19 protein-coding genes are annotated in these 19556 nt (G+C 35.7%); 12 read left to right on the top strand and 7 right to left on the bottom strand.

Annotated elements, in window-relative coordinates; all coding sequences use genetic code 11:
- The first annotated feature begins 14 nt into the window (after positions 1 to 14).
- Complete coding sequence (locus tag LUA86_RS08450) at positions 15 to 167, top strand: hypothetical protein (RefSeq protein ID WP_231460170.1); 153 nt, start codon at positions 15 to 17, stop codon at positions 165 to 167.
- 10 nt (positions 168 to 177) lie between these two features.
- Complete coding sequence (locus LUA86_RS08445; RefSeq protein WP_231460169.1) at positions 178 to 606, top strand: EamA family transporter; 429 nt, start codon at positions 178 to 180, stop codon at positions 604 to 606.
- A gap of 48 nt (positions 607 to 654) precedes the next feature.
- Here the strand turns inward: LUA86_RS08445 and LUA86_RS08440 are convergent, their stop codons facing one another.
- Positions 655 to 1812 (bottom strand): zinc-dependent alcohol dehydrogenase, encoded by a 1158-nt coding sequence (locus LUA86_RS08440; RefSeq protein ID WP_231460168.1) that lies wholly within the window; start codon positions 1810 to 1812, stop codon positions 655 to 657.
- Positions 1813 to 2098: 286 nt separating this feature from the next.
- Here LUA86_RS08440 and LUA86_RS08435 point away from each other — a divergent pair, with 286 nt between their 5' ends.
- Complete coding sequence (locus tag LUA86_RS08435; protein WP_231460167.1) at positions 2099 to 2686, top strand: hypothetical protein; 588 nt, start codon at positions 2099 to 2101, stop codon at positions 2684 to 2686.
- 96 nt (positions 2687 to 2782) lie between these two features.
- Here the strand turns inward: LUA86_RS08435 and LUA86_RS08430 are convergent, their stop codons facing one another.
- Positions 2783 to 4123: a putative sensor domain DACNV-containing protein gene (locus LUA86_RS08430; RefSeq protein ID WP_370634337.1), complete on the bottom strand. Its 1341-nt coding sequence runs from the start codon at positions 4121 to 4123 to the stop codon at positions 2783 to 2785.
- Between the two features lie 310 nt (positions 4124 to 4433).
- Here LUA86_RS08430 and LUA86_RS08425 point away from each other — a divergent pair, with 310 nt between their 5' ends.
- Together LUA86_RS08425 and LUA86_RS08420 are read left to right on the top strand one after the other, a co-directional pair.
- A complete protein-coding gene (locus LUA86_RS08425; RefSeq protein ID WP_231460165.1) occupies positions 4434 to 5516 on the top strand; it encodes a glycosyltransferase family 4 protein in 1083 nt (360 codons plus the stop codon).
- Complete coding sequence (locus tag LUA86_RS08420; RefSeq protein ID WP_231460164.1) at positions 5458 to 6564, top strand: glycosyltransferase; 1107 nt, start codon at positions 5458 to 5460, stop codon at positions 6562 to 6564. Before LUA86_RS08425 ends, LUA86_RS08420 begins: the two co-directional genes overlap by 59 nt.
- Here the strand turns inward: LUA86_RS08420 and LUA86_RS08415 are convergent.
- Positions 6550 to 7362: a glycosyltransferase family 2 protein gene (locus LUA86_RS08415; RefSeq protein ID WP_231460163.1), complete on the bottom strand. Its 813-nt coding sequence runs from the start codon at positions 7360 to 7362 to the stop codon at positions 6550 to 6552. The genes LUA86_RS08420 and LUA86_RS08415 overlap by 15 nt on opposite strands.
- 222 nt (positions 7363 to 7584) lie before the next feature.
- Between LUA86_RS08415 and LUA86_RS08410 the strand changes: the two genes are divergently transcribed.
- From LUA86_RS08410 to LUA86_RS08385, 7 genes are read left to right on the top strand one after another with little or no spacing between them, the layout of a single operon-like run.
- Positions 7585 to 8304 (top strand): SDR family NAD(P)-dependent oxidoreductase, encoded by a 720-nt coding sequence (locus tag LUA86_RS08410; RefSeq protein WP_231460162.1) that lies wholly within the window; start codon positions 7585 to 7587, stop codon positions 8302 to 8304.
- Positions 8305 to 8351: 47 nt separating this feature from the next.
- Positions 8352 to 8966 carry a MarR family winged helix-turn-helix transcriptional regulator gene (locus tag LUA86_RS08405; protein WP_231460161.1) on the top strand — a complete coding sequence of 205 codons (615 nt, stop codon included), beginning with the start codon at positions 8352 to 8354 and terminating at the stop codon, positions 8964 to 8966.
- A 12-nt stretch (positions 8967 to 8978) separates the two neighbouring features.
- Positions 8979 to 9815, top strand: a complete 837-nt coding sequence (locus LUA86_RS08400) for a phytoene/squalene synthase family protein (RefSeq protein WP_231460160.1) — start codon at positions 8979 to 8981, stop codon at positions 9813 to 9815.
- 7 nt (positions 9816 to 9822) lie between these two features.
- Positions 9823 to 9975, top strand: a complete 153-nt coding sequence (locus tag LUA86_RS19230; RefSeq protein ID WP_231489798.1) for a DUF2256 domain-containing protein — start codon at positions 9823 to 9825, stop codon at positions 9973 to 9975.
- A 34-nt stretch (positions 9976 to 10009) separates the two neighbouring features.
- A complete protein-coding gene (locus tag LUA86_RS08395; RefSeq protein WP_231460159.1) occupies positions 10010 to 10294 on the top strand; it encodes a TIGR03643 family protein in 285 nt (94 codons plus the stop codon).
- Between the two features lies 1 nt (position 10295).
- Positions 10296 to 11444, top strand: a complete 1149-nt coding sequence (locus LUA86_RS08390) for an FAD-binding domain-containing protein (RefSeq protein ID WP_231460158.1) — start codon at positions 10296 to 10298, stop codon at positions 11442 to 11444.
- Positions 11445 to 11482: 38 nt separating this feature from the next.
- On the top strand, positions 11483 to 13030 hold the full coding sequence (locus LUA86_RS08385) for a cryptochrome/photolyase family protein (protein WP_231460157.1): 1548 nt from the start codon (positions 11483 to 11485) through the stop codon (positions 13028 to 13030).
- A gap of 38 nt (positions 13031 to 13068) precedes the next feature.
- Here the strand turns inward: LUA86_RS08385 and LUA86_RS08380 are convergent, their stop codons facing one another.
- From LUA86_RS08380 to LUA86_RS08365, 4 genes are all read right to left on the bottom strand, one after another.
- Positions 13069 to 16473 carry a glycosyltransferase gene (locus tag LUA86_RS08380; protein WP_231460156.1) on the bottom strand — a complete coding sequence of 1135 codons (3405 nt, stop codon included), beginning with the start codon at positions 16471 to 16473 and terminating at the stop codon, positions 13069 to 13071.
- Positions 16474 to 17185: 712 nt separating this feature from the next.
- On the bottom strand, positions 17186 to 17794 hold the full coding sequence (locus tag LUA86_RS08375; protein WP_231460155.1) for a GIN domain-containing protein: 609 nt from the start codon (positions 17792 to 17794) through the stop codon (positions 17186 to 17188).
- 294 nt (positions 17795 to 18088) lie between these two features.
- Positions 18089 to 18862 carry a hypothetical protein gene (locus LUA86_RS08370; protein ID WP_231460154.1) on the bottom strand — a complete coding sequence of 258 codons (774 nt, stop codon included), beginning with the start codon at positions 18860 to 18862 and terminating at the stop codon, positions 18089 to 18091.
- 68 nt (positions 18863 to 18930) lie between these two features.
- Positions 18931 to 19518 (bottom strand): Crp/Fnr family transcriptional regulator, encoded by a 588-nt coding sequence (locus tag LUA86_RS08365; RefSeq protein ID WP_231460153.1) that lies wholly within the window; start codon positions 19516 to 19518, stop codon positions 18931 to 18933.
- Positions 19519 to 19556: the final 38 nt, after the last annotated feature.

The raw sequence follows: 19556 nt of genomic DNA, 5'->3' as shown, positions 1-19556 counted from the left end.
AATGTTGAAAAATTATGAAAAAACTCGATTCCTTCGAATGGCTCTTAGTTTGTCTGATTGTTGCAGCTTCTATTACAGGGCTATTTAAAGCAATTGATAACAGTGAATTATCTGCAAATCCAACAAGACAAATGCCGCAAAGCGAAAAACTTCAATCAATAACTTAAACAAAAAAATATGTGGATTATCTGGGCATTACTTGCAGCCTTATCTGCCGCTCTGGTTGTAGTTTTAACAAAAGCGGGTTTAAAAAATGTAGATTCGAGCTTAGCTTTTGCTATTCAAGCTGTTTTAATTCTGGCCATTACCTGGATGGTTGTATTGTTTCAAGGTAATTTTAGTGAAGTAAAAAGCATTGAAAAAAATGCCTGGATATTTTTAATAGCAGCAGGAATTTTTACCACATTATCAACACTCTTCTCTTATAAGGCGCTTTCATCAGGTCCTGCATCTTATGTTGTAACAATCGAACGGTTATCTCTGGTAGTTGCAATTGTACTATCTGTTATATTTCTGAAAGAAAAGCTTACCTGGCAACTTGTTGTGGGTGGCGTGGTAATGGTAAGTGGCGCCATATTAATTGCTTTATCTGAGCCCGGCGATTAATAACAAACCCGCCAATAAATTATTGACGGGATGTTGCTTAAATTGCTGTTATGGTTTTAATACCACTTTAACACAATCATCTTCTTTTTCATCGAAGATTTTATAACCATGTGCAGCATCTTCCAATGGCAAAGTATGTGTAATTATATCATCAAGAACCACTTTACCATCGTTAACCAAGCCAATTAATTTATCGATGTAATTAATTACAGGAGCCTGCCCTTGCTTAATGGTTATACCTTTATCAAAAATCCTGAACAAAGGGAAATTATCATAAGGTGAACCATAAACACCAACAATAGATACTGTACCCATTCGCCTAACGGCTTCAAAGCACATATCCAATACTTTCATAGATCCTTTCTCAAAATTAAAAGTTGCCTTTACTTTATCCATAAAATTTCTTTCGGGTTCAAAGCCTACTGCATCCACACAAACATCTGCACCTCGCCCTCCCGTCATAGCTCTTATGGCTTCAACAACATCTACTTTGTGTGGATTTAAGATTTCTACATTATTTACTGCCTTTGCTTTTTCCAATCGGTAATCTAATGGATCGATAGCTATAACTCTGCTCGCACCATTAATCCAGGCGGCTTTCTGTGCCATTAAACCAACCGGGCCGCAGCCAAATATTGCCACAACTTCTCCGCCCTTTAGTTGTGCCCAATCTATCGCAGACCATCCCGTTGGGAAAATATCTGTTAGAAAGAGAGCTTGCTCATCTGTTAAATGTTCAGGAACAATCCTCGGACTTATATCTGCATAAGGCACTCTTACGTATTGCGCCTGACCACCACTATAGCCACCGTATAAATCAGTGTAGCCAAATAGCGCACCACCTTTTTGACTGGCAACATCTCCGTTTGGACCATAATTTTTGTAGTTACTGTTTTCGCATGCGGGGCTGGCTTCATGCTTGCAAAAGAAACACTCGCCACAAGCAATCGGGAATGGCACAACAACCCTATCGCCCTTTTTAAGATTAGTAATAGCCGAACCGGTTTCTTCTACAATCCCCATAAATTCATGCCCCATTACCAATGGATCTTTCTGCGGAACTGCACCGCTCAAAATGTGAAGATCTGAACCGCAAATAGCAGTTGCGGTAACCCTTAAAATAACATCTCTGGGATCTAAAATTTCCGGATCCGGTACTGTGTCTACCCGGATATCGCCAGGTTTGTGGAATACTGCTGCTTTCATATTTTATAATTTTAATGCTTGTTGATACCCATTTAAAATGGCAGTTGCTATTGGGCATTAATATCACAACTACTCTTTTACAACAGCATTTAATTCAAGTCGCTTAATAAAATGTGAGATACCGTATTAATCAGAATATTGGGGTTTTATACTCTTACTTGATAAATGGTTACAATTTAAAGCGATAAATACGCGACTGAATGGTAACATCATTTTTAAAAAAAACTTAATAATGAATTGTTTATTCAAAAAACTAATTTTAGAATTTGATGTTTTTTAAATTAAGATGAATACAATATTTAAAAAAGATTTTAATACGAATGAAAAGCAATTGCTTTTAGCTACGGGTGTGATTTTAGCATTGTCGGGTATCGCTTTTTTTTATAACCGCAAACGTATAACAAATCTGGCGTTTAAAAAATTTCGCAAGCCTGCCATAAATGGTTATGTATTTACGCTTTTAAAAGGTTCCAGAGAGATTGAAGCATTTGTGGCATCCAACGGAAAATATTATAATGTGTACCTGGGCAACAAATTTATTGGGAAAATGTGGCAAGATGAACATGCACTACAATGGAGTACAGATAGTAAAATACTAATTCCACTCGCTTCTCAAATTGCCAACAATATTGCTAAGGTTTTTACCAGAAAAGGCTTTTCGGCCATTTTAAAAGGCACCTATCCTGAAATTGTAAGCGCCAAATGGAGCGGTAATGAAACCCTGGAAATTGAACTTAATGAACAAACAGATTTAGAAGTGTTCGCAACATTTTTCAAAAATGAGGTGAACAATCTGGTCGATTTTGAAGAACATTTGGATATTTTAGTTAAAAAGAAAAATCAAAATTATTTTATCCTGGTGGGAATTAATTAAATGCTAAGGTGTTCAAATTTTAAATTAATTTGGGCGTATATCGCTTTGCCTAATAATTTGAAGTTAGTTTGATATCGTTCGAGTGAAATAATCAAACTATAAGGGGCTGGTTTTATGAATGCTCTTCTGGGTAGCGTTGCGCCTGTACTGTTGTGTTTTTATGTTTTCCCACATAATTAATTTCTCATCTATTTTAGCAAAAGCCCTTATTTCTCCATCTTGAGAGATAACCACTCCGAGTGCTGATGGATGATTATAGCAATAAGCAATCATTGAGCGATGGCGGGTGCCATAATGCCTTGGCTCGTGTGATACCAGTGATTTTGCAGTGGCTGTAGCAGTTGCAGAAACATAAATCTTTTTGGGCATTTTTTTAGCACGAAGTACGGCTCCAAATCCATTGGCAACCATTTTTGTATCAAATAATACCACACCATCAACACAACTTTGAGAAGCTATAAAACTGATAGCACCTTTTATCTCGTCTGATGTTCCTTTTTTATCATAAAAAGAAATGCATTCCTGTTGATATAATTTTTTATGTATTGAACGTTTACCTCCGGAAATTTCTTGCTGTATGGCTTCTTCAGAAAGATAATTTGCTATGGATGATTTTGCATGGGCAATCATCGCCATTGTTAAACGATCGTAATGAATTTCGTATTTAACATCAAGGTCTTTTGAAGGTGAAGTAATTAAAATAGCGCCGCCATGCTGGTAATTCTGAATTTTAAGCAGCAACCTCGAAAAGGTTTGTATCCATAAATTATCTAAAAATTCTTCCCAATCTGTAAAGTTTTCATCAGGATGCATTTTTTCTACATATGCCTTAATTTCGGCTTTAAGAAAAGTTGCGTTGCCTCTTAAAATTTTTGCAATTGGCCCAATTGTAAGTACATCAAGGTATCTTTTAACCAATAAATTTTGCTTAAGGGTAGCGAGTAACTCATAATCAAAAAGCACATGTAAGGTACCAATATCGCTTACTGCAACCTGAAAAAGCCCCGGTTGTTCTGAATGGGTATCAGATTCGTAATTTAAAAAATCCTGGTAATGCATTGCCTGATCAATCAATCCCCAAACAAATAAATCGCCTTTTTCATCAAAGTATACGGCTAGAGATGAACTTGTTGGATCGGCTGCTTTAGATAGTTTAGCAAGCGATTTAGTATTCATCATAATCGGCTTGGTAAAGGCTATGCTGCTCCACCGCTCAGGTACAATTTTTCTCGGAGGATTTGGGTCTGGATTATTTGGATCGATAAAGGTTACTGTCACTTTTATCAAATCACTTTCTTCTTTGCACATACTCAAATAAAAAAGTATATCAAAAAAAAGTTCCAACGTTTCTACAGCCGGCAAAACTTTTATTGTTTTGTTGAGCTTCAGCTTGTTATAAACTAATGCGGCAAGATCTTTTGGTCGAGAATTTTCCAATGGGATGTTTTTTCAACTAACAAATAAATGATTAAATCGTTTGAGCTTTTTGGCAAATTTCTTAAAGCTTTATGCTATCAAATTATAATTTTTTTTTGAAACAATCTTCAACATTGCCTGTTTAGCTTATACATTTACCTATTCATCATATATTTGGTTTAAAGCTATCGATAATTCGATGGCTTTTTTTTTGCTAAAAGCTATAGCCACAACTAAAAAAACAATTTGATTTTGCTACAATCTTAACACTGAGTATTATTTTTAAAAACTTATTCCTTTATAATGCAGTTCTAATATTGGAAACTACATTATGAACATTGGAATTATAGCACATCTTAAACATCCTATCCGCAAACCTTACATGGGCGGATTGGAAGCTTTTACTTACGAAATTACCAAAAGGCTTATTATGCGGGGGCATGATGTAACCCTTTATGCAAGCGAACTATCTGATCCATCATTAAATGTAAAGGTAATTTTAAGCGATCTGGACTACGACAGAGAAACTTTTTCGAGATTTCGTAGTCATGAAATGAGCGAAGATTTTATTTCCACACACCATGCTTACCTGGAATTAATGCAAGATATTGATGGTAACGGACATGATATCATCTTCAATAATTCTTTGAATTATGTTCCGGTTACCATGTCAACCATCCTCGAAACACCCATGATAACCGTATTGCATACCCCACCGATTTTTGAGATGAAGCGTGCCATGGCGCATGAGCGGAAATCTGGTAGAATTCGTTATGTAAGTGTCTCACGTTCAAACGCAAAAGCCTGGCAACCATATCTTAACGATTGCGAAGTTATCTGGAATGGCGTTGATGTTACGCAATGGAAATTTTATCCTGAACAAAAAGGCGATTATGTGATTTGGTTTGGAAGAATACATCCTGATAAGGGCACACATTTGGCAATACAAGCGGCAAAGTCTGCCGGTGTAAAAGTTAAAGTGGCTGGAACCATTGCAGATAGTCATTACTATCATACCTATGTTGAGCCATTACTGAGTGATAATGTAGAAATGCTTGGCAATTGCACTCATGAAGAGCTAAATGAACTTATCGGTAATGCAAAATGCTCTGTTATTACTCCATGCTGGGAAGAACCATTTGGATTAGTTGTAGCAGAAAGTTTGGCTTGTGGCACACCAGTTGCCGGAATTGCCAAAGGGGCGCTTCCATATCTTATTGATGATTCTTGCGGTTCATTAACACAAAGTAACGACCCCGAGGAATTAGCGTTGTGCATTAAAAAAGCCATCACTTTAAATAGAACCGAATCTAGAAAAAGGGCTGAAGAATCTCTTAATATTGAAGGTATGATAGATGCTTACGAAGCATTATTACTGGATACAATCGCTAATTCTATGCCACGTGCCGTATAACTTTGCCTTTTATGTTCATCATCATGGTTCGGGGCATTTAATGCGGGCAATAGCTATAGCCGAAACGTTAAAAGATTGCAATTTAACCTTTATGGGTAGCGGTTTGGCTGCAAAAAGGAAGCTCATTCCAACTCATGTAACCATCGTTGATTTACCGTTTGATTTTGAAAACAAACCTGAGATTAAAGGGGAAGATGAAATCTATGGATTACATTATGCGCCCTTAAATATAAACGGCCAGCGAAGCCGGGTTGCTTTGATGGCAGACTTTTTTGCCAATACCTACCCCCTTTTACTTATTGTTGATGTTTCTGTAGAGGTAGCGATGCTGGCTCGTTTATCGGGCGTGCCAACTATTATTATTCGCCAGCATGGTAAGAGAACAGATTTGCCGCATGAAATTGCCTATCGTAATGCCCTTGGATTAATTGCTCCATATCATGTTAAGATGAATGGAAGCGAATCTACCTGGTTAACCAGCAAAACGTTTTTTGCTGGTGGTTTATCAAGATTTAAACCTGAGGCAGATAAATCCATAATTGATGAGAGAAAAGTTGGGATTTTAATCGGTAACGGAGGCACCAGCATTAATTTAGCGCTCCTTAAACACATTGCTAATATGTGCCCGGATTGGAATTTTCAGGTACTAGGAAAATTAGAAGACATTGCAATAAACTGTAAAAACTTAATTTTTCATGGTGATGTTTTAGACCCAAGAATTATATTACGAGGTTGCTGCATTGTGATTGGAAATGCAGGGCACAACACGGTTATGGAAATGGGTGCATTAAACAAGCGGCTTATACTTATACCTGAAAAACGCCCCTTCGATGAACAATTAGAAAAAGCGCAGATTGTAGAGCAACTCGGTTTAGCAGAGATAGTTTTGCCAGAATTGTGTTTTAAAGTAGACTGGAATAAAATTTTACTTAATCTTTTGCCAAACCAAAGAAATTGGGCGCCATTGATAGATACAAATGCTGCAGAAAAAGCCGGTAAATACATAAAAGTTAGCTACCAAAACTTTTTCAATTTATTTAAGCGCTGATAAAATTTCATCAGCTGATGGATTTCTAATCACTTCGATACTATCATTTTCCCATTTTATCAGTTTCATATCGGCAAATCTTTTAAGCCATCCTTCCATAGGCCATTTTTTCCATTTCTGATAAAAATACATCGCGTTAGCAACAATATCATTTAAATGGTTAAGCGGCGGATTATAACTTGCATGGTATTGATGATAAGCAAAAGCATCAACTGTTTGCATTTCCACACCTGCGGCACGGGCACTAAATGCGAAATCTGTATCTTCTGCGCCATAGCCGATATAACCTTCATCGTAACCTCCGATTTTTGAATACACTGTTTTGGAACATGCAAAATTAAGCGACCAGAAAAGTTCATAAGGATATTGCTCAACACTACTTCGTATTGGGTCTGGTTCAGAAATCTCGTTTAAATCTGTCCAGAACTGTTGGTATTGCATAACACTTTTAGGCAAATACTTAGTTCTGCCGCACAAAAGCATATCTTTTAAAAATAACTCGCTATAACGCATTATTAAATCGGCAGCCGGAATACAATCTGCGTCCAGAAAAATAACGTGCTCAAAAGTCGCATGTTCAATGGCGAAATTCCGAGCCGCAGCCAATGGCAATCCTTCTCCACACATTGTTATCGCTTTAATTTCAAAAGCCTGATTTTTAAGATTGTATGGCTCTTCGTTCATGTGAATAACGATAAGCTCATTCGGCAGTTGGGCATTTTGGCTTAGTCCAATAATTAAGTTTTCTAGCGCTGGCTGCCTGTTTTTTACAATGGTTACAACTGATATTTTTTTCAACTCAATATATTTTACAGTAATTCTAAACCTTCTCAGTATTAAGATTGATTAGCCTAAAACCCATCTAAAGAACATCGCCATGGCCAATAAGTTCCGCTAATTATTTAAATTCTGAAACTATTTTAAATCCTTTAACAAATGAATGTGTAAAAATTTAGTTTATTTATAAACTTTATTACGCTATATTAGTTTATAAATACATAATTGATTTGAAAATTTTTTATGAAGTTTAAAGACAAAAATATTCTTGTTGTTGGCGCTAGTTCAGGTATCGGATTAGATTTAGTTAATTTTTTAAATTTAGAAGGTGCAAACATTTATGCAGCGAGCAGAAATCGTTCAACACTTTGGCATGATTCCATTAAATACCTGGAGATGGATGTTTTAGATTCTTCATCAGCTTTAGCTTCATTTTTACCAAACGAACTCGATGGCTTTGTTTATTGCGTAGGCAATATTAATTTAAAACCATTTTCAAGACTATCTGAAAATGATTTTGTAGATGATTTTAAACTAAATGTGGTTGGAGCGGCTTCCTGCATACAGCAATCGTTAAAATCTTTAAAAAATTCTTCTGCAGCATCTATAGTTTTAATAAGTTCGGTTGCAGCAAGAACCGGAATGGGTTTTCATGCCAGCATCGCTGCTTCGAAGGCTGCAATTGAAGGGCTGGCTGTATCCCTTGCTGCAGAATTAAGTGCTAATCAAATTAGAGTTAATGTAGTTGCTCCATCATTAACAGATACACCGCTTGCATCGAAATTGCTCAACAGCCCTGAAAAGATGGAAGCCTCAGCAAAAAGACACCCTTTAGGAAAATATGGAACAGCTAAAGACATCAGTTCTGCCATTGCCTTCCTGCTATCAGAAGACAGCGGTTGGATAACAGGACAAATTATCCCAGTTAATGGTGGACTTGGCAATTTGAAAACAACGTTTTAGCACAATATAAAGATTAATCAAATCGTAAAACCTCAGAATTAAATGCGATGATGTACAACCTCTTAGATAATTTAATATCATTAGTAAAAACCTACGAACAGCATAATGCAGGTGCTAAAGATGATTTGAATTCTTTTTTAAACTGGATGAATGCGCAAGCCCTTAAGCCTGAAGAAATTTCAGCAAAAGAACCCGATTGGCCTGGAAAAATTAAGGGAAGATCGGCAGACAGCGTTATCAACACTTCCCTTGTGCATCTATACAGATATGCAAAAATACAGGCGAAGGCAGCCATAAGCGAAAGTGTTTTCTCTACGCCTGATGATTTCATTTACCTGATTAACCTAAATTCTGGTGGAAATATGACTAAATCTGCATTAATAAAAGAAAATATCCACGATAAGCCTGCTGGAACATTAATCATTCAAAGGCTATTGGATAAGGGCTTGATTAGTCAGCAACCATCAGCCGTTGATAAGCGGAATATGATATTAAATATTACAAAAAAGGGAATTGAAGAATTAAATAAATACATGGATAAAATACGTGCAGCATCTGCAAATGTTACTGGTGCGCTTACTGCAGACGAAAAAACACAGTTAATAACATTGCTTCAAAAACTTGAAGATTTCCACTACGTACAAAACTTTGAAAAGAATTAAACAAAAAAATACATGAAAGTTATTTTTGATACTGTATCTGCGAAATGCAGTAAGGTTGTAACCAAAACTTACAGCACCAGCTTTTCTTTGGGTATACGTTTTCTTGACAAAACCCATCGGGAAGCAATTTATTCGATATATGGATTTGTGAGGCTTGCTGATGAAATAGTTGATAGTTTTCACGATTACGATAAGCCTACCCTACTTTATAAATTTAAAAGGGATTGCTATGAAGCCATTGAAGAAAAAATCAGCTTAAACCCGATACTTAATGCCTTTCAAAAAGTTGTAAATCAATACCAGATAAAAAGAGAGTTGATAGATCTTTTTTTGGAGAGTATGGAAATGGATCTTAAAAAAGAAGAATATACACCTCAAAAATATGATCGTTACATATTAGGCTCGGCACAGGTTGTTGGCCTAATGTGCTTGCAGGTTTTTGTAAAAGGTGATAATGAGCGTTACGAACAATTAAAGGAATCTGCAATGAAACTTGGTTCAGCATTCCAAAAAGTTAACTTTTTACGCGATTTAAAAGCCGATTATTATTTATTAAGCCGAAGTTATTTTCCGGGAGTTGATTTGTCTACATTTTCTATCAACGAAAAGCTTTTGATTGAGCAAGAAATAGCTGCCGAGTTTGATGCAGCATTAAATGGCATAAGGCAATTGCCAAAATCATCACGCAGAGGCGTTTATCTGGCTTACATCTATTACAAAAAGCTTTTTGATAAGATTAAGAAGAAAACCGCAAATCAAATCATGAACGAACGAATTAGAATTTCAAATTCCCACAAATTCGTATTAATGCTTAGTTCGGTATTTAGAAGCAGATATTACGGCATTTGATATTAACATGAAAGGCGTAAAGAAGCAAAATTTACCATCAAAAATCTGTGTTACCTGCAACAGACCATTCACCTGGCGTAAAAAGTGGGAAAAAGTGTGGACGGAGGTTAAATATTGCAGTGATAAATGTAGAAGCAGCAAAACTGTTTCAAATAGTTAAAAACTAGCACAGTTCAATACATCAACCCTAAAAAATGATTGACATTAGCAAATTTTCGGCACAAGAAATTGATAGAATTATAGAAATGGCTTGGGAAGACCGCACCACTTTCGATGCTATTGAGGTTCAATTTGGCTTAAAACATCAGGAAGTTATTACCCTAATGAGAAAGCAGATGAAGGATAGCAGTTTTAAAATGTGGAGGAAAAGGATGACAAATAAATCTACAAAACACGCTGCTTTGCGTAGTCAGGTATCAACTCGTTTTAAATGTGACCGTCAGCGGGCAATTTCGAATAATAAAATTACAAAACGATAATATGGGGAAAGTTAAATTTACCACCGATTATCAGCAGATATTAAAACAGATTGAGGAATTGGATACCATTGAGTATGCTAAAACCAGAAATTTTACGGATGGTGCTGTTAGTCGCCTTTCACCATACCTATCTCGAGGGGTAATCAGCCTTAAACAAATCTTACAGGCAATAATAGATAAGGGAACAAGTTTTGAAGCTGCAGAAAAATTTCTTCAGGAGTTGGCCTGGAGAGAATATTATCAGCGTATCTGGCAAGAAAAAAAAGAGCTGATTTGGGAAGATTTAAGCAAGCCACAACCAGATGTTGTATCTAATGATATGATTACATCAATTATCGAGGCTGAAACCGGGATAAATGCTATCGACAATGGAATACAAGAGCTTTATCAATCTGGATATATGCATAATCATATCAGGATGTATGTAGCATCTGTAACATGTAATATTGGCAAAACCTATTGGAAACAGCCATCTAAATGGCTCTATTATTACCTTTTGGATGGAGATATTGCCAGCAATAATGCAAGTTGGCAATGGGTATCGGCAGCGTTTTCAGGCAAAAAATATTATTGCAATCAGGAAAACATCAATAAATATACTTCCAGTTATCAAGAAGATACATTTTTAGATAAAAGTTATGAAGAGCTTCCGCTAATGGAAATTCCTCAAGTTTTAAAAGAACGCACCATCATACCATCAAAAACTGTTCTGCCTAAAACGGATATCCCTAACATTGACCAATCAAAACCGACAATAATTTATAACAGTTACAATCTAGACCCAGTTTGGAGAAAAAGTGATGATGCAAACAGGATATTACTTTTAGAACCCAGCCATTTCACTAAATATCCGGTAAGTGAGCAGGTGATTGATTTTATAATTAGTCTTACAAAAAATATTCCAGGCATTCAAATTTGTGCAGGAGAATTCTCAGAAATAGAAAGTTTATATAAAACGAGTACGCTTCAGTCTGGTAAAATTTTTATTTCCAAAGCGCATCCTGCATTTCTTCATTACACAGGTATTAAAGATAGCTACGAATGGATGTTTCCAGAGGTTACCGGTGCTTACCCATCCTTCTTTAAATATTGGAAACTTTGCAGACCGTTTCTTGTTAAATCCATGAATCACTCCAACCGCAACACTTAAAATCTTTATTTGCAACCAAATCATTTCAAACCCAAACCATGAAAAAAAAATATAAAATATTAAGGTTAATTCTGGGCGATCAGCTTAATATTGAACATTCATGGTTTAAGAAAGCTGCTCCGGATACACTTCATGTTATGATGGAAGTTAGAACAGAAACGGATTATGCCTGGCACCATGTTCAAAAGATTTGCGCATTTTTTGCAGCAATGGAAAATTTTGCAGAACTACTTAATGATAAAGGCTTTAACACGATTTACCTTAAGCTAGATGATGCTGAAAACCAACAAAATTTTTCCGAAAATCTATCCCATATCATTAAGAAATTTGGAATCGAAGAATTTGATTATCAATTACCGGATGAGTATAGGTTAGATACAGCGTTGCAGAAATTTTGCAACACTTTAAAAATAAAACACAGCGTATTTGACACCGAACATTTCTATACCAAAAGACATGAAATGGCCGATTTATTTTCGGGCAAAAAAGAATTTTTGATGGAGAGTTTTTATCGGGCAATGCGTAAAAAACATCATGTATTAGTAGATGATGGCGATGACCCGCAAGGTGGTCAGTGGAATTTTGATGCAGAAAACCGGAAAAAACTTCCTAAAAACCACAAACCAAATCCACCTCTTTTGTTTGAAAACGATGTAAGAAAACAATTGCAGAGAATTACAGATGCAAAAATTAAAACGATTGGAAAAATTGATGCTAAATATTTAGAATGGCCAATAAATAGGGCGCAATCTTTAAAACTTTTAAAATATTTTTGCGAAAATTGCTTGCAGCTATTTGGCACTTTTCAAGATGCCATGCATACAGAAGAATGGTCTTTGTATCATTCACGCCTTTCTTTCAGCATGAATACCAAACTCCTTTCACCAATCGAAGTGGTTAATTATGCAATCGAATACTGGAGAAACAATAAAACATCAATAGCGCTTAATCAGATTGAAGGATTTATAAGGCAAATTTTGGGTTGGCGTGAATATATGCGTGGAATTTATTGGATGAAGATGCCGGAGTTTGAAACTTTAAATTTTTTTAACCATAGCAGAAAACTACCAGAATGGTATTGGAACGGTGAAACAAATATGAATTGCCTGAAGCATTCTATTAACCAATCTTTAGAATTTGCCTATGCGCACCACATCCAAAGGTTAATGGTTACCGGCAATTTTGCCTTGCTCGCAGGTATCAATCCAGATGAAGTTGATTTTTGGTATTTGGGCATTTATATCGATGCCATACAGTGGGTAGAAATAACCAATACCAGAGGTATGAGCCAATATGCCGATGGCGGTATTATTGGCTCAAAACCTTACACAGGCTCTGCTAATTACATTAATAAAATGAGTAACTACTGTGAAAAATGCAAGTACAACCGTAACGATAAAGTAGGTGATAATTCCTGCCCTTTTAATAGTTTATATTGGGATTTTCATGATAGGAACCGTGAAAAACTTCAACACAATTATCGCTTGGGTATGGTTTATAAAATCTGGGATAAAATGGAAGCCGAAACCAAACATGCCGTTCTAAAAAGAGCAGAATATTGTTTAGAAAACCTGGATAAACTATAGCCATTTGGCTAAAATCGCTCCAATTCTACCATACATCATTAAACGGCAACCTGACTTACATTTCCTGTTCTTTTTAAAGTTCCCCAGGTGCCTAACTCGCCTTTAATTGCTTTTCTTATTGATTTGAATAAAACCAAATACATTAGCTGTCTCCAGAAAAATCGTTGCGGAAAAATATAGAGAAGATTATTATACTTTTCATTTTCCATTTTAAAAGCAATTGCGGCAAAAAACATATCTACAACAATAAAAATAAGGTAATAGAAAAGCACTTGTCCGAAACCATTATGCAAACTTAAAATACCGGAAAAGCCCGTTAGCGTTAAGTTATTAATTGCACTTAGAGAGAAAATACCGCTTATTAATGACAGAAGCATAAACAAATCGGCCAAGGGAGAAAACAAAGGCAGTATAATTTGATAAAGTAAAATATTCGGCATACCAACCATCCCAAAATAACCATATTTTTTGTTGAATAAAGTTTTACGGTTTTTCCAAAAACTCTGCATAACGCCAAAACTCCAGCGTAAGCGCTGCTTTAGTAACATATTTACAGTTTCCGGTGCTTCTGTGTATGCAATGGCAGTACCGCAGTTTTTCACCTGGTAACCTGCTTTTAAAATACGCATGGTAAGGTCGCAATCTTCTGCAAGTGTATCTGTTGTAAATGCGCCAACTTCCAATACTACATCTTTACGAAAAGCACCAATAGCGCCCGGCACTACGATTATAATGTTAAGCAAATCGAAAGCCCTCCTATCCATATTTTGCGAAGTGATATATTCTATCGATTGCCATTTTGTAATGATGTTATTTGCATTACCAACTTTTACAGTTCCTGCAACTGCCGCAATTTTAGGGTTATAAAAATAACGCATTAATTCGGTTACAGCATCTGTTTTCAATTGAGTGTCAGCATCAATACAAATAATAAAATCAGCGCTTGCTTTACCAATACCAAAGTTTAAAGCCGATGCTTTGCCGCCGTTCTCTTTTCTAAAAACTTTAACCTGCGGATGATTTGCAAACTTTTCATTTATCTTATCAAAAGTTTTATCTTTTGAACCATCATCTACAAAAATTAATTCAAAATCCGGATAAGTCGTTTTCAACAAGCTATTTATCGTATGCACCGCTGTTATTTCTTCATTATAAGCCGGGATTATAATACTAACTTTTTGTGAAGGATTTTTCAGCAGAACATTCGCATTCAATCTTGATTTTTTTCGCTGCTTAATAGCCAGATAGGCAATAAAAATTGTGCGGAGAATAGCCAGAACAATTGCAACACTAAAAACTACATTTAAAAAAATATTTCCATAGTAAAAGAAATTGATGAAGAAAAAATCTCCTGAACCTAGAAAACCCGTATTTGCATCAGATTTTACAGCTGGCATTAACTCTGACCTCTTTTTACCCATTAAATCTCCTACAGTTGTAAATGTGTAGCCTTTCTGTTTAAAGTATTGGATAATTCTTGGAAGTGCCTCAACCGTTGCCTGACGGTTGCCGCCGGCATCATGTAAAAGCAAAATGTTGCCATTATCTTGTTGCTTAACTACTTCTTTATAAATCTGATCAGCAGTTTTTCCGGGTTGCCAATCTTCGGGGTCTATTAATTCACCAATATTTAAATAATTTTCTTTGCGACTTTGTGCAACAGGTAAAATTTCTGATGTATTTTGAGGTTCAGCATCAGCGTTAAAAGGAGCACGGAATAAAATGGTGCTATGACCGGTAACCGCTTCAATTAATCTGCGTGTAGCATTCAGTTCAAACTTAACCCTTGCCGGACCAATTGCAGACATATCAGGATGAAAAAATGTATGGTTGCCAATCTCGTAACCATCATCATACTCTTTTCTGAGTAGCTCCATGTTTTTTTCTGCCATTATTCCAACAACAAAAAAACAACCGGGAACATGCTCTTTTTTTAAGATATCCAGAACTTGTGGTGTGTAAACCGGATCGGGACCATCATCAAAGGTTAGAACAATTTTTTTATCAGCTTCGCCAAATCTTTTTATCACATATTGAGAAGGCAAACGAGTATAAACCTGATTTTGAATGGTAAAATCATCCTTATTCAGGGTAATTTTAACCGTTCCTGGTTTTGGGGAAGAAATCAAATCTAAAATTTCTCCATCGCCAATATAAGCTATACCACCCATAGTTAACTGAGCTATTTTGCGAAGATCTACAGGTTTACTTTTCAAAGATGTTAAGCTTAAATCGCTGGAAATAAAGCTCCATAAACGTTTATCTTCAGAACCTAATCTCCATAAAGCTATACCGCCAATACCCCAATCATCCGCTTTGCGAATTAAATTGAAATTGGTAGCCGCGTCTGTAAAATAAACTTTGTGGTTTATGCCACTGCCATCTTTATAACTAAAATTTAGGTTAGCAGAGGCTTCATTGTAATTTACTTTAGCCTTAAAATTTACCGCTGTGGTTATTGCGGCTTCGTAGGTTACTGGCGTACCTACACTTTTATCTGGCCAATCGTATCCATAGCAGGCTAAAGCAAGGATAACTTTATCAGCATTCATTTTACTACAAATGTCATCCAGCTTCTCCTCTACCCATTGTTGATTGGAGATATCGCCGGCATTACTGCCCTCGGTATGCTGATCGTAAGCCATAAGTACGATGTAATCGTTGTAATGCTGTAAAATTTGCGGGCTGTAATCATCATTTTCCGGAGAAATATCTTGCGAAACGATTAGCTTTTGAGCATGAAACTGCGCATATAAATTTTCCATGAAGCTATTAAAGGCCTCGCGATTTTCTAAGTTTAACTCCTCAAAATCTATATTAATTCCTTTATAGCCATGTTTTTTTGTCAGCTGAATTAAATTGGTAATCAGCGTTTGCTGAGCTGGTGCATTGTTTAACAATCTTCTCATTGCTGCTCCATCCCAACGTTCTTTGTTAAAATTAGATACCACTGCAATAGCTGATTTCTTCGCTTTGGCTATCACCTTTAAAGCTGCTGTATCAGACTTATCGACCACTGAATCGCCATTTAAGAAAAATGATTCTAACGCCACCATATCTAAATGGCCAATATTGCGTTTCAAGTCTGGCAAAGATTTATCTACCGTACCGGCCCAACTTACATAAAAAGCCATATTTATGCGCTTTTTTTCACCATGATGGGTTTGCAAACGAAGTTCACGGTCTTTTTTAATCTTTACGAGTTTTGATTTGGCAATAGTGAATGCCCTATATTCTTTCGATTTCTTAAGCTTTTCTAATTGCTTTGCGGTTAATGGCGCATTAGTATTTATGTAGGGTAATTTTGGATATTGTACCGATGACAGTGTAAGGGCAACACAAATGATGGCGCCAATAAAAATAATAAAGAATGAACGACTTACCCAAGTAAAGGTATTCCATCTTTTCTTATTTTCAGTTTGAAATATTTGTTTTCCGGACATTTTCTGATCTGATTGATGCAACAAACTTCAAAAAGTAATATGAAGATTTGATGAAACAAGAAAACAGCCACGATTTACTACCTATCGATTTGAATATTAAGTATTTAAATAATTAAAAAATGCAGTTATGGAGACGTGGAAGCAACTAAAAGTTAGATTTTACTGATTCAACTGTTACGCTTTTCGAAAACGCAAAAAAGTAGTTGTTAATACCAGAAGATAAGGAATAATGAAAAGCATGCCGGGCCAGGGTTCATCCCACATAGCCAGGAACACCAAGATTACGAAAACACCAGGCAAGAGGAAAAAACTTAAAAAACACCACAAAGGGTTAGTTTTAATATGCTCATTAAGATTAAGTAATACGGTAAAGCTCGATAAAAAGAGAAAGAAATTTATACCAATAGCAATTCCATACGGAAGGTTTTTAAAATCTGTATTGGCTGTACCTATAACCTCGGCTGATTGTAATATGAATATGCTTATCAAACTAAAAATATTGGCGGTAATAAAGCAAAAAGAAATCATCTTAAAGTATTTCACAATTTGGGCATAATCTTATTCAAACGAACCAACCAGTATATAAATTGTTTCCAAAAAAATATCAGGCTTTTTAGAAAGTTAAATATTTACAGCGGCAAGGCTTATCAATTATTTAAAAAAAAAGCGAAGAGAAACCTCTTCGCTTTTAATGGCATCGTGTGTTTGTTTTTTATTTTATAACGGCTACCGTTTCTGTTATTGCACCCATATCTTCAGTAGATTGGATGTTTGTTTTAAGTGCCGCAAATCTATCCATTGTTAATTTTTGCGTATCGCCCATAATTACTGTATGATTATCTGTTGCTCCGCTAAGTTTTAAATCGGCATCGTCTTTTATTACTGTGTATAAACCTTCTGTGCTCGAATTAATTACTGCATGCGCATTTCCTTTTAAAAATACCTGTAAAAATTTAGCTTTTATTTTGCCTTCAGTTTTTACAACTGCATTATCGGCAGCTTCTATTCTGTAAATATCTGCTACATAAACGGTTATTTTACTAACTTCTTTATCAGATGATGTAATTTTTAAAAGGTCGCCTTCTTGAGTAATTTTTGCTTTACCCAAATTATCTTCTGCGTAAGTTACCGCTTCGCTTTTTCTTTGTACAATTTTAATTTCTACATTTCCCTGAACCGAAATTCTTTTGAAATTACTAGGTGCTGAAACTGTTGTTACTGGTTTTTTCTCATTAGCCATTAAGCTTGTAGAAAAAACTGAAGTTGTTAAGGTAATAACTGTTAATGAAGTTGCGAATAAAGTTTTGATTGAAGTTTTCATAATGCTTTTATTTTAAGGATGAATAATATTTTATTGATTGTTTTGTAGATAAGACACAAGCAGTTCAGAAACGTTTCAGCGAAATATGCTGTTTTAGACCAGCGATACAGACTAATCGACCAACGGGCAAAAAGACCATACCAACCGCAGTACATATTATTCAACCTTATTGGTATTTATTTTGGGCTATGAGTCTCGAGTATGTATAACCAAATCTTAACTATAAACAAATCAGCATTTTACGTGTTTTAATCCATGTAAGATAAATGCAGTAATCAATTTACACGTTAACCGTTAATATAAACCCCTTCCCATTAAGGCATGATAAAAAACAAAACTCACAAACAAGAAATATAGTAAACCGAAGGTGATAACATAAATTTCACGCTTGCCTTTAAAAATCCATGCAAAGGCAGGTATAATTTGAAGTGCATGTAATCCCAGAAAATGAGCAATTCTTAAATCACCATGTTTTGTACTCCAGTTAAAAAATAAAATCCCAGGTCCGCCATCTGCACCACCAACAGTATGTGCCATCCGCTGTCCGATAAAACCGCCTTGTAAAGCGAAAAAAATAGAAATAAAAATGCCAAAACGTAAAGCCCAAAGCATCGAAAGGCTCATATTAGGTGGCGTATTTTTATATAACTGAATAGATATCCATAGGGAGAAAATTGTTTGAGCAGTGATAACAATTCCCATCAAAGCATAAACTATAATATTGTAAGTTCCGGATTGATTGAAATGTGATAATTCGCCCCTTGCAGCCTGAGAAGCAATACAAAGCATCTCAAAACCCATTGCAAATACAGTAAATCGGGCAAAATATTTTTTAATTTTTTCACCGCGGAGGTAAGGAAAAATTAATACCCAGCTGAGGGAATAAATGCCGATAGACAGTGCAAACTTTAATGGTTTAATCCATAAATTTATGCCCAGTAACCTTCGATGCTCGAAAGGTAAAATAGCTAAAAATAGTATGGCCAATATCAGATGGAAAATGCCCAGATAGAACAAAGGCCTTGCAGCCTTTTCATGATTTTTTAGGAGATTGAATAATACTTTCATTGGCGCTAAATTCTTTAAAAAGTATCAGCTCCAAAATAACATAGGTTACTTATTATTTACGGATAATATCATCCCAAATTTTTTTGCTTCGCAAGATTTTTTCTTATGCGGCTTAAACTTTGAGGATGTATACCCAGATAGGTTGCAATATGCTGTATTTGTATCCGTTTTACGATATTTGGGTAAGTATTTATTAAGTTTAGATATCTTTTTTCGGCTGATAAGCTTACCAAATCATTCCTTGAACGCCCAACGCTAACGAAAAGATTTTCTGCCATCAGCCTGCCAAAACGTTCGTATTTAGCGCCAATTGAATAAAGCTTTTGCATGTCATCATAGCTTAAACAATACACTTCTGTATCCTCTAAGGCCTGTATAAAGTTTGATGATGGCTGCCGTGTTAAAAAGCTTTCATAATCGCCCAGCCACTCACCATCAAAGGCAAACCAATGGCTTTGTTCCCCTTTTTCAGTAATGGTGAAATACCTGAGTACGCCGGAGTTGATAATTACCATTGCTTTGCAAACATCACCTGCCCTTAACAGATAATCATCTTTCAAAATTTTGCGTGGCTTAAGCTTTTCCAAAAAGATTAGCAGTTCACTATCATCAAAATTAACCAGATTAGTTACTGCACTAACAACATTCTTTTGCATAAATCGAAGATACAGCTAAGCTTAAACTAATTATAAAT

Source organism: Pedobacter sp. Leaf132 (assembly GCF_920984695.1).
Lineage (GTDB): Bacteria > Bacteroidota > Bacteroidia > Sphingobacteriales > Sphingobacteriaceae > Pedobacter.
Note: the sequence above shows the minus strand (reverse complement) of the source record. Positions and strands in the feature narration are given on the sequence as shown.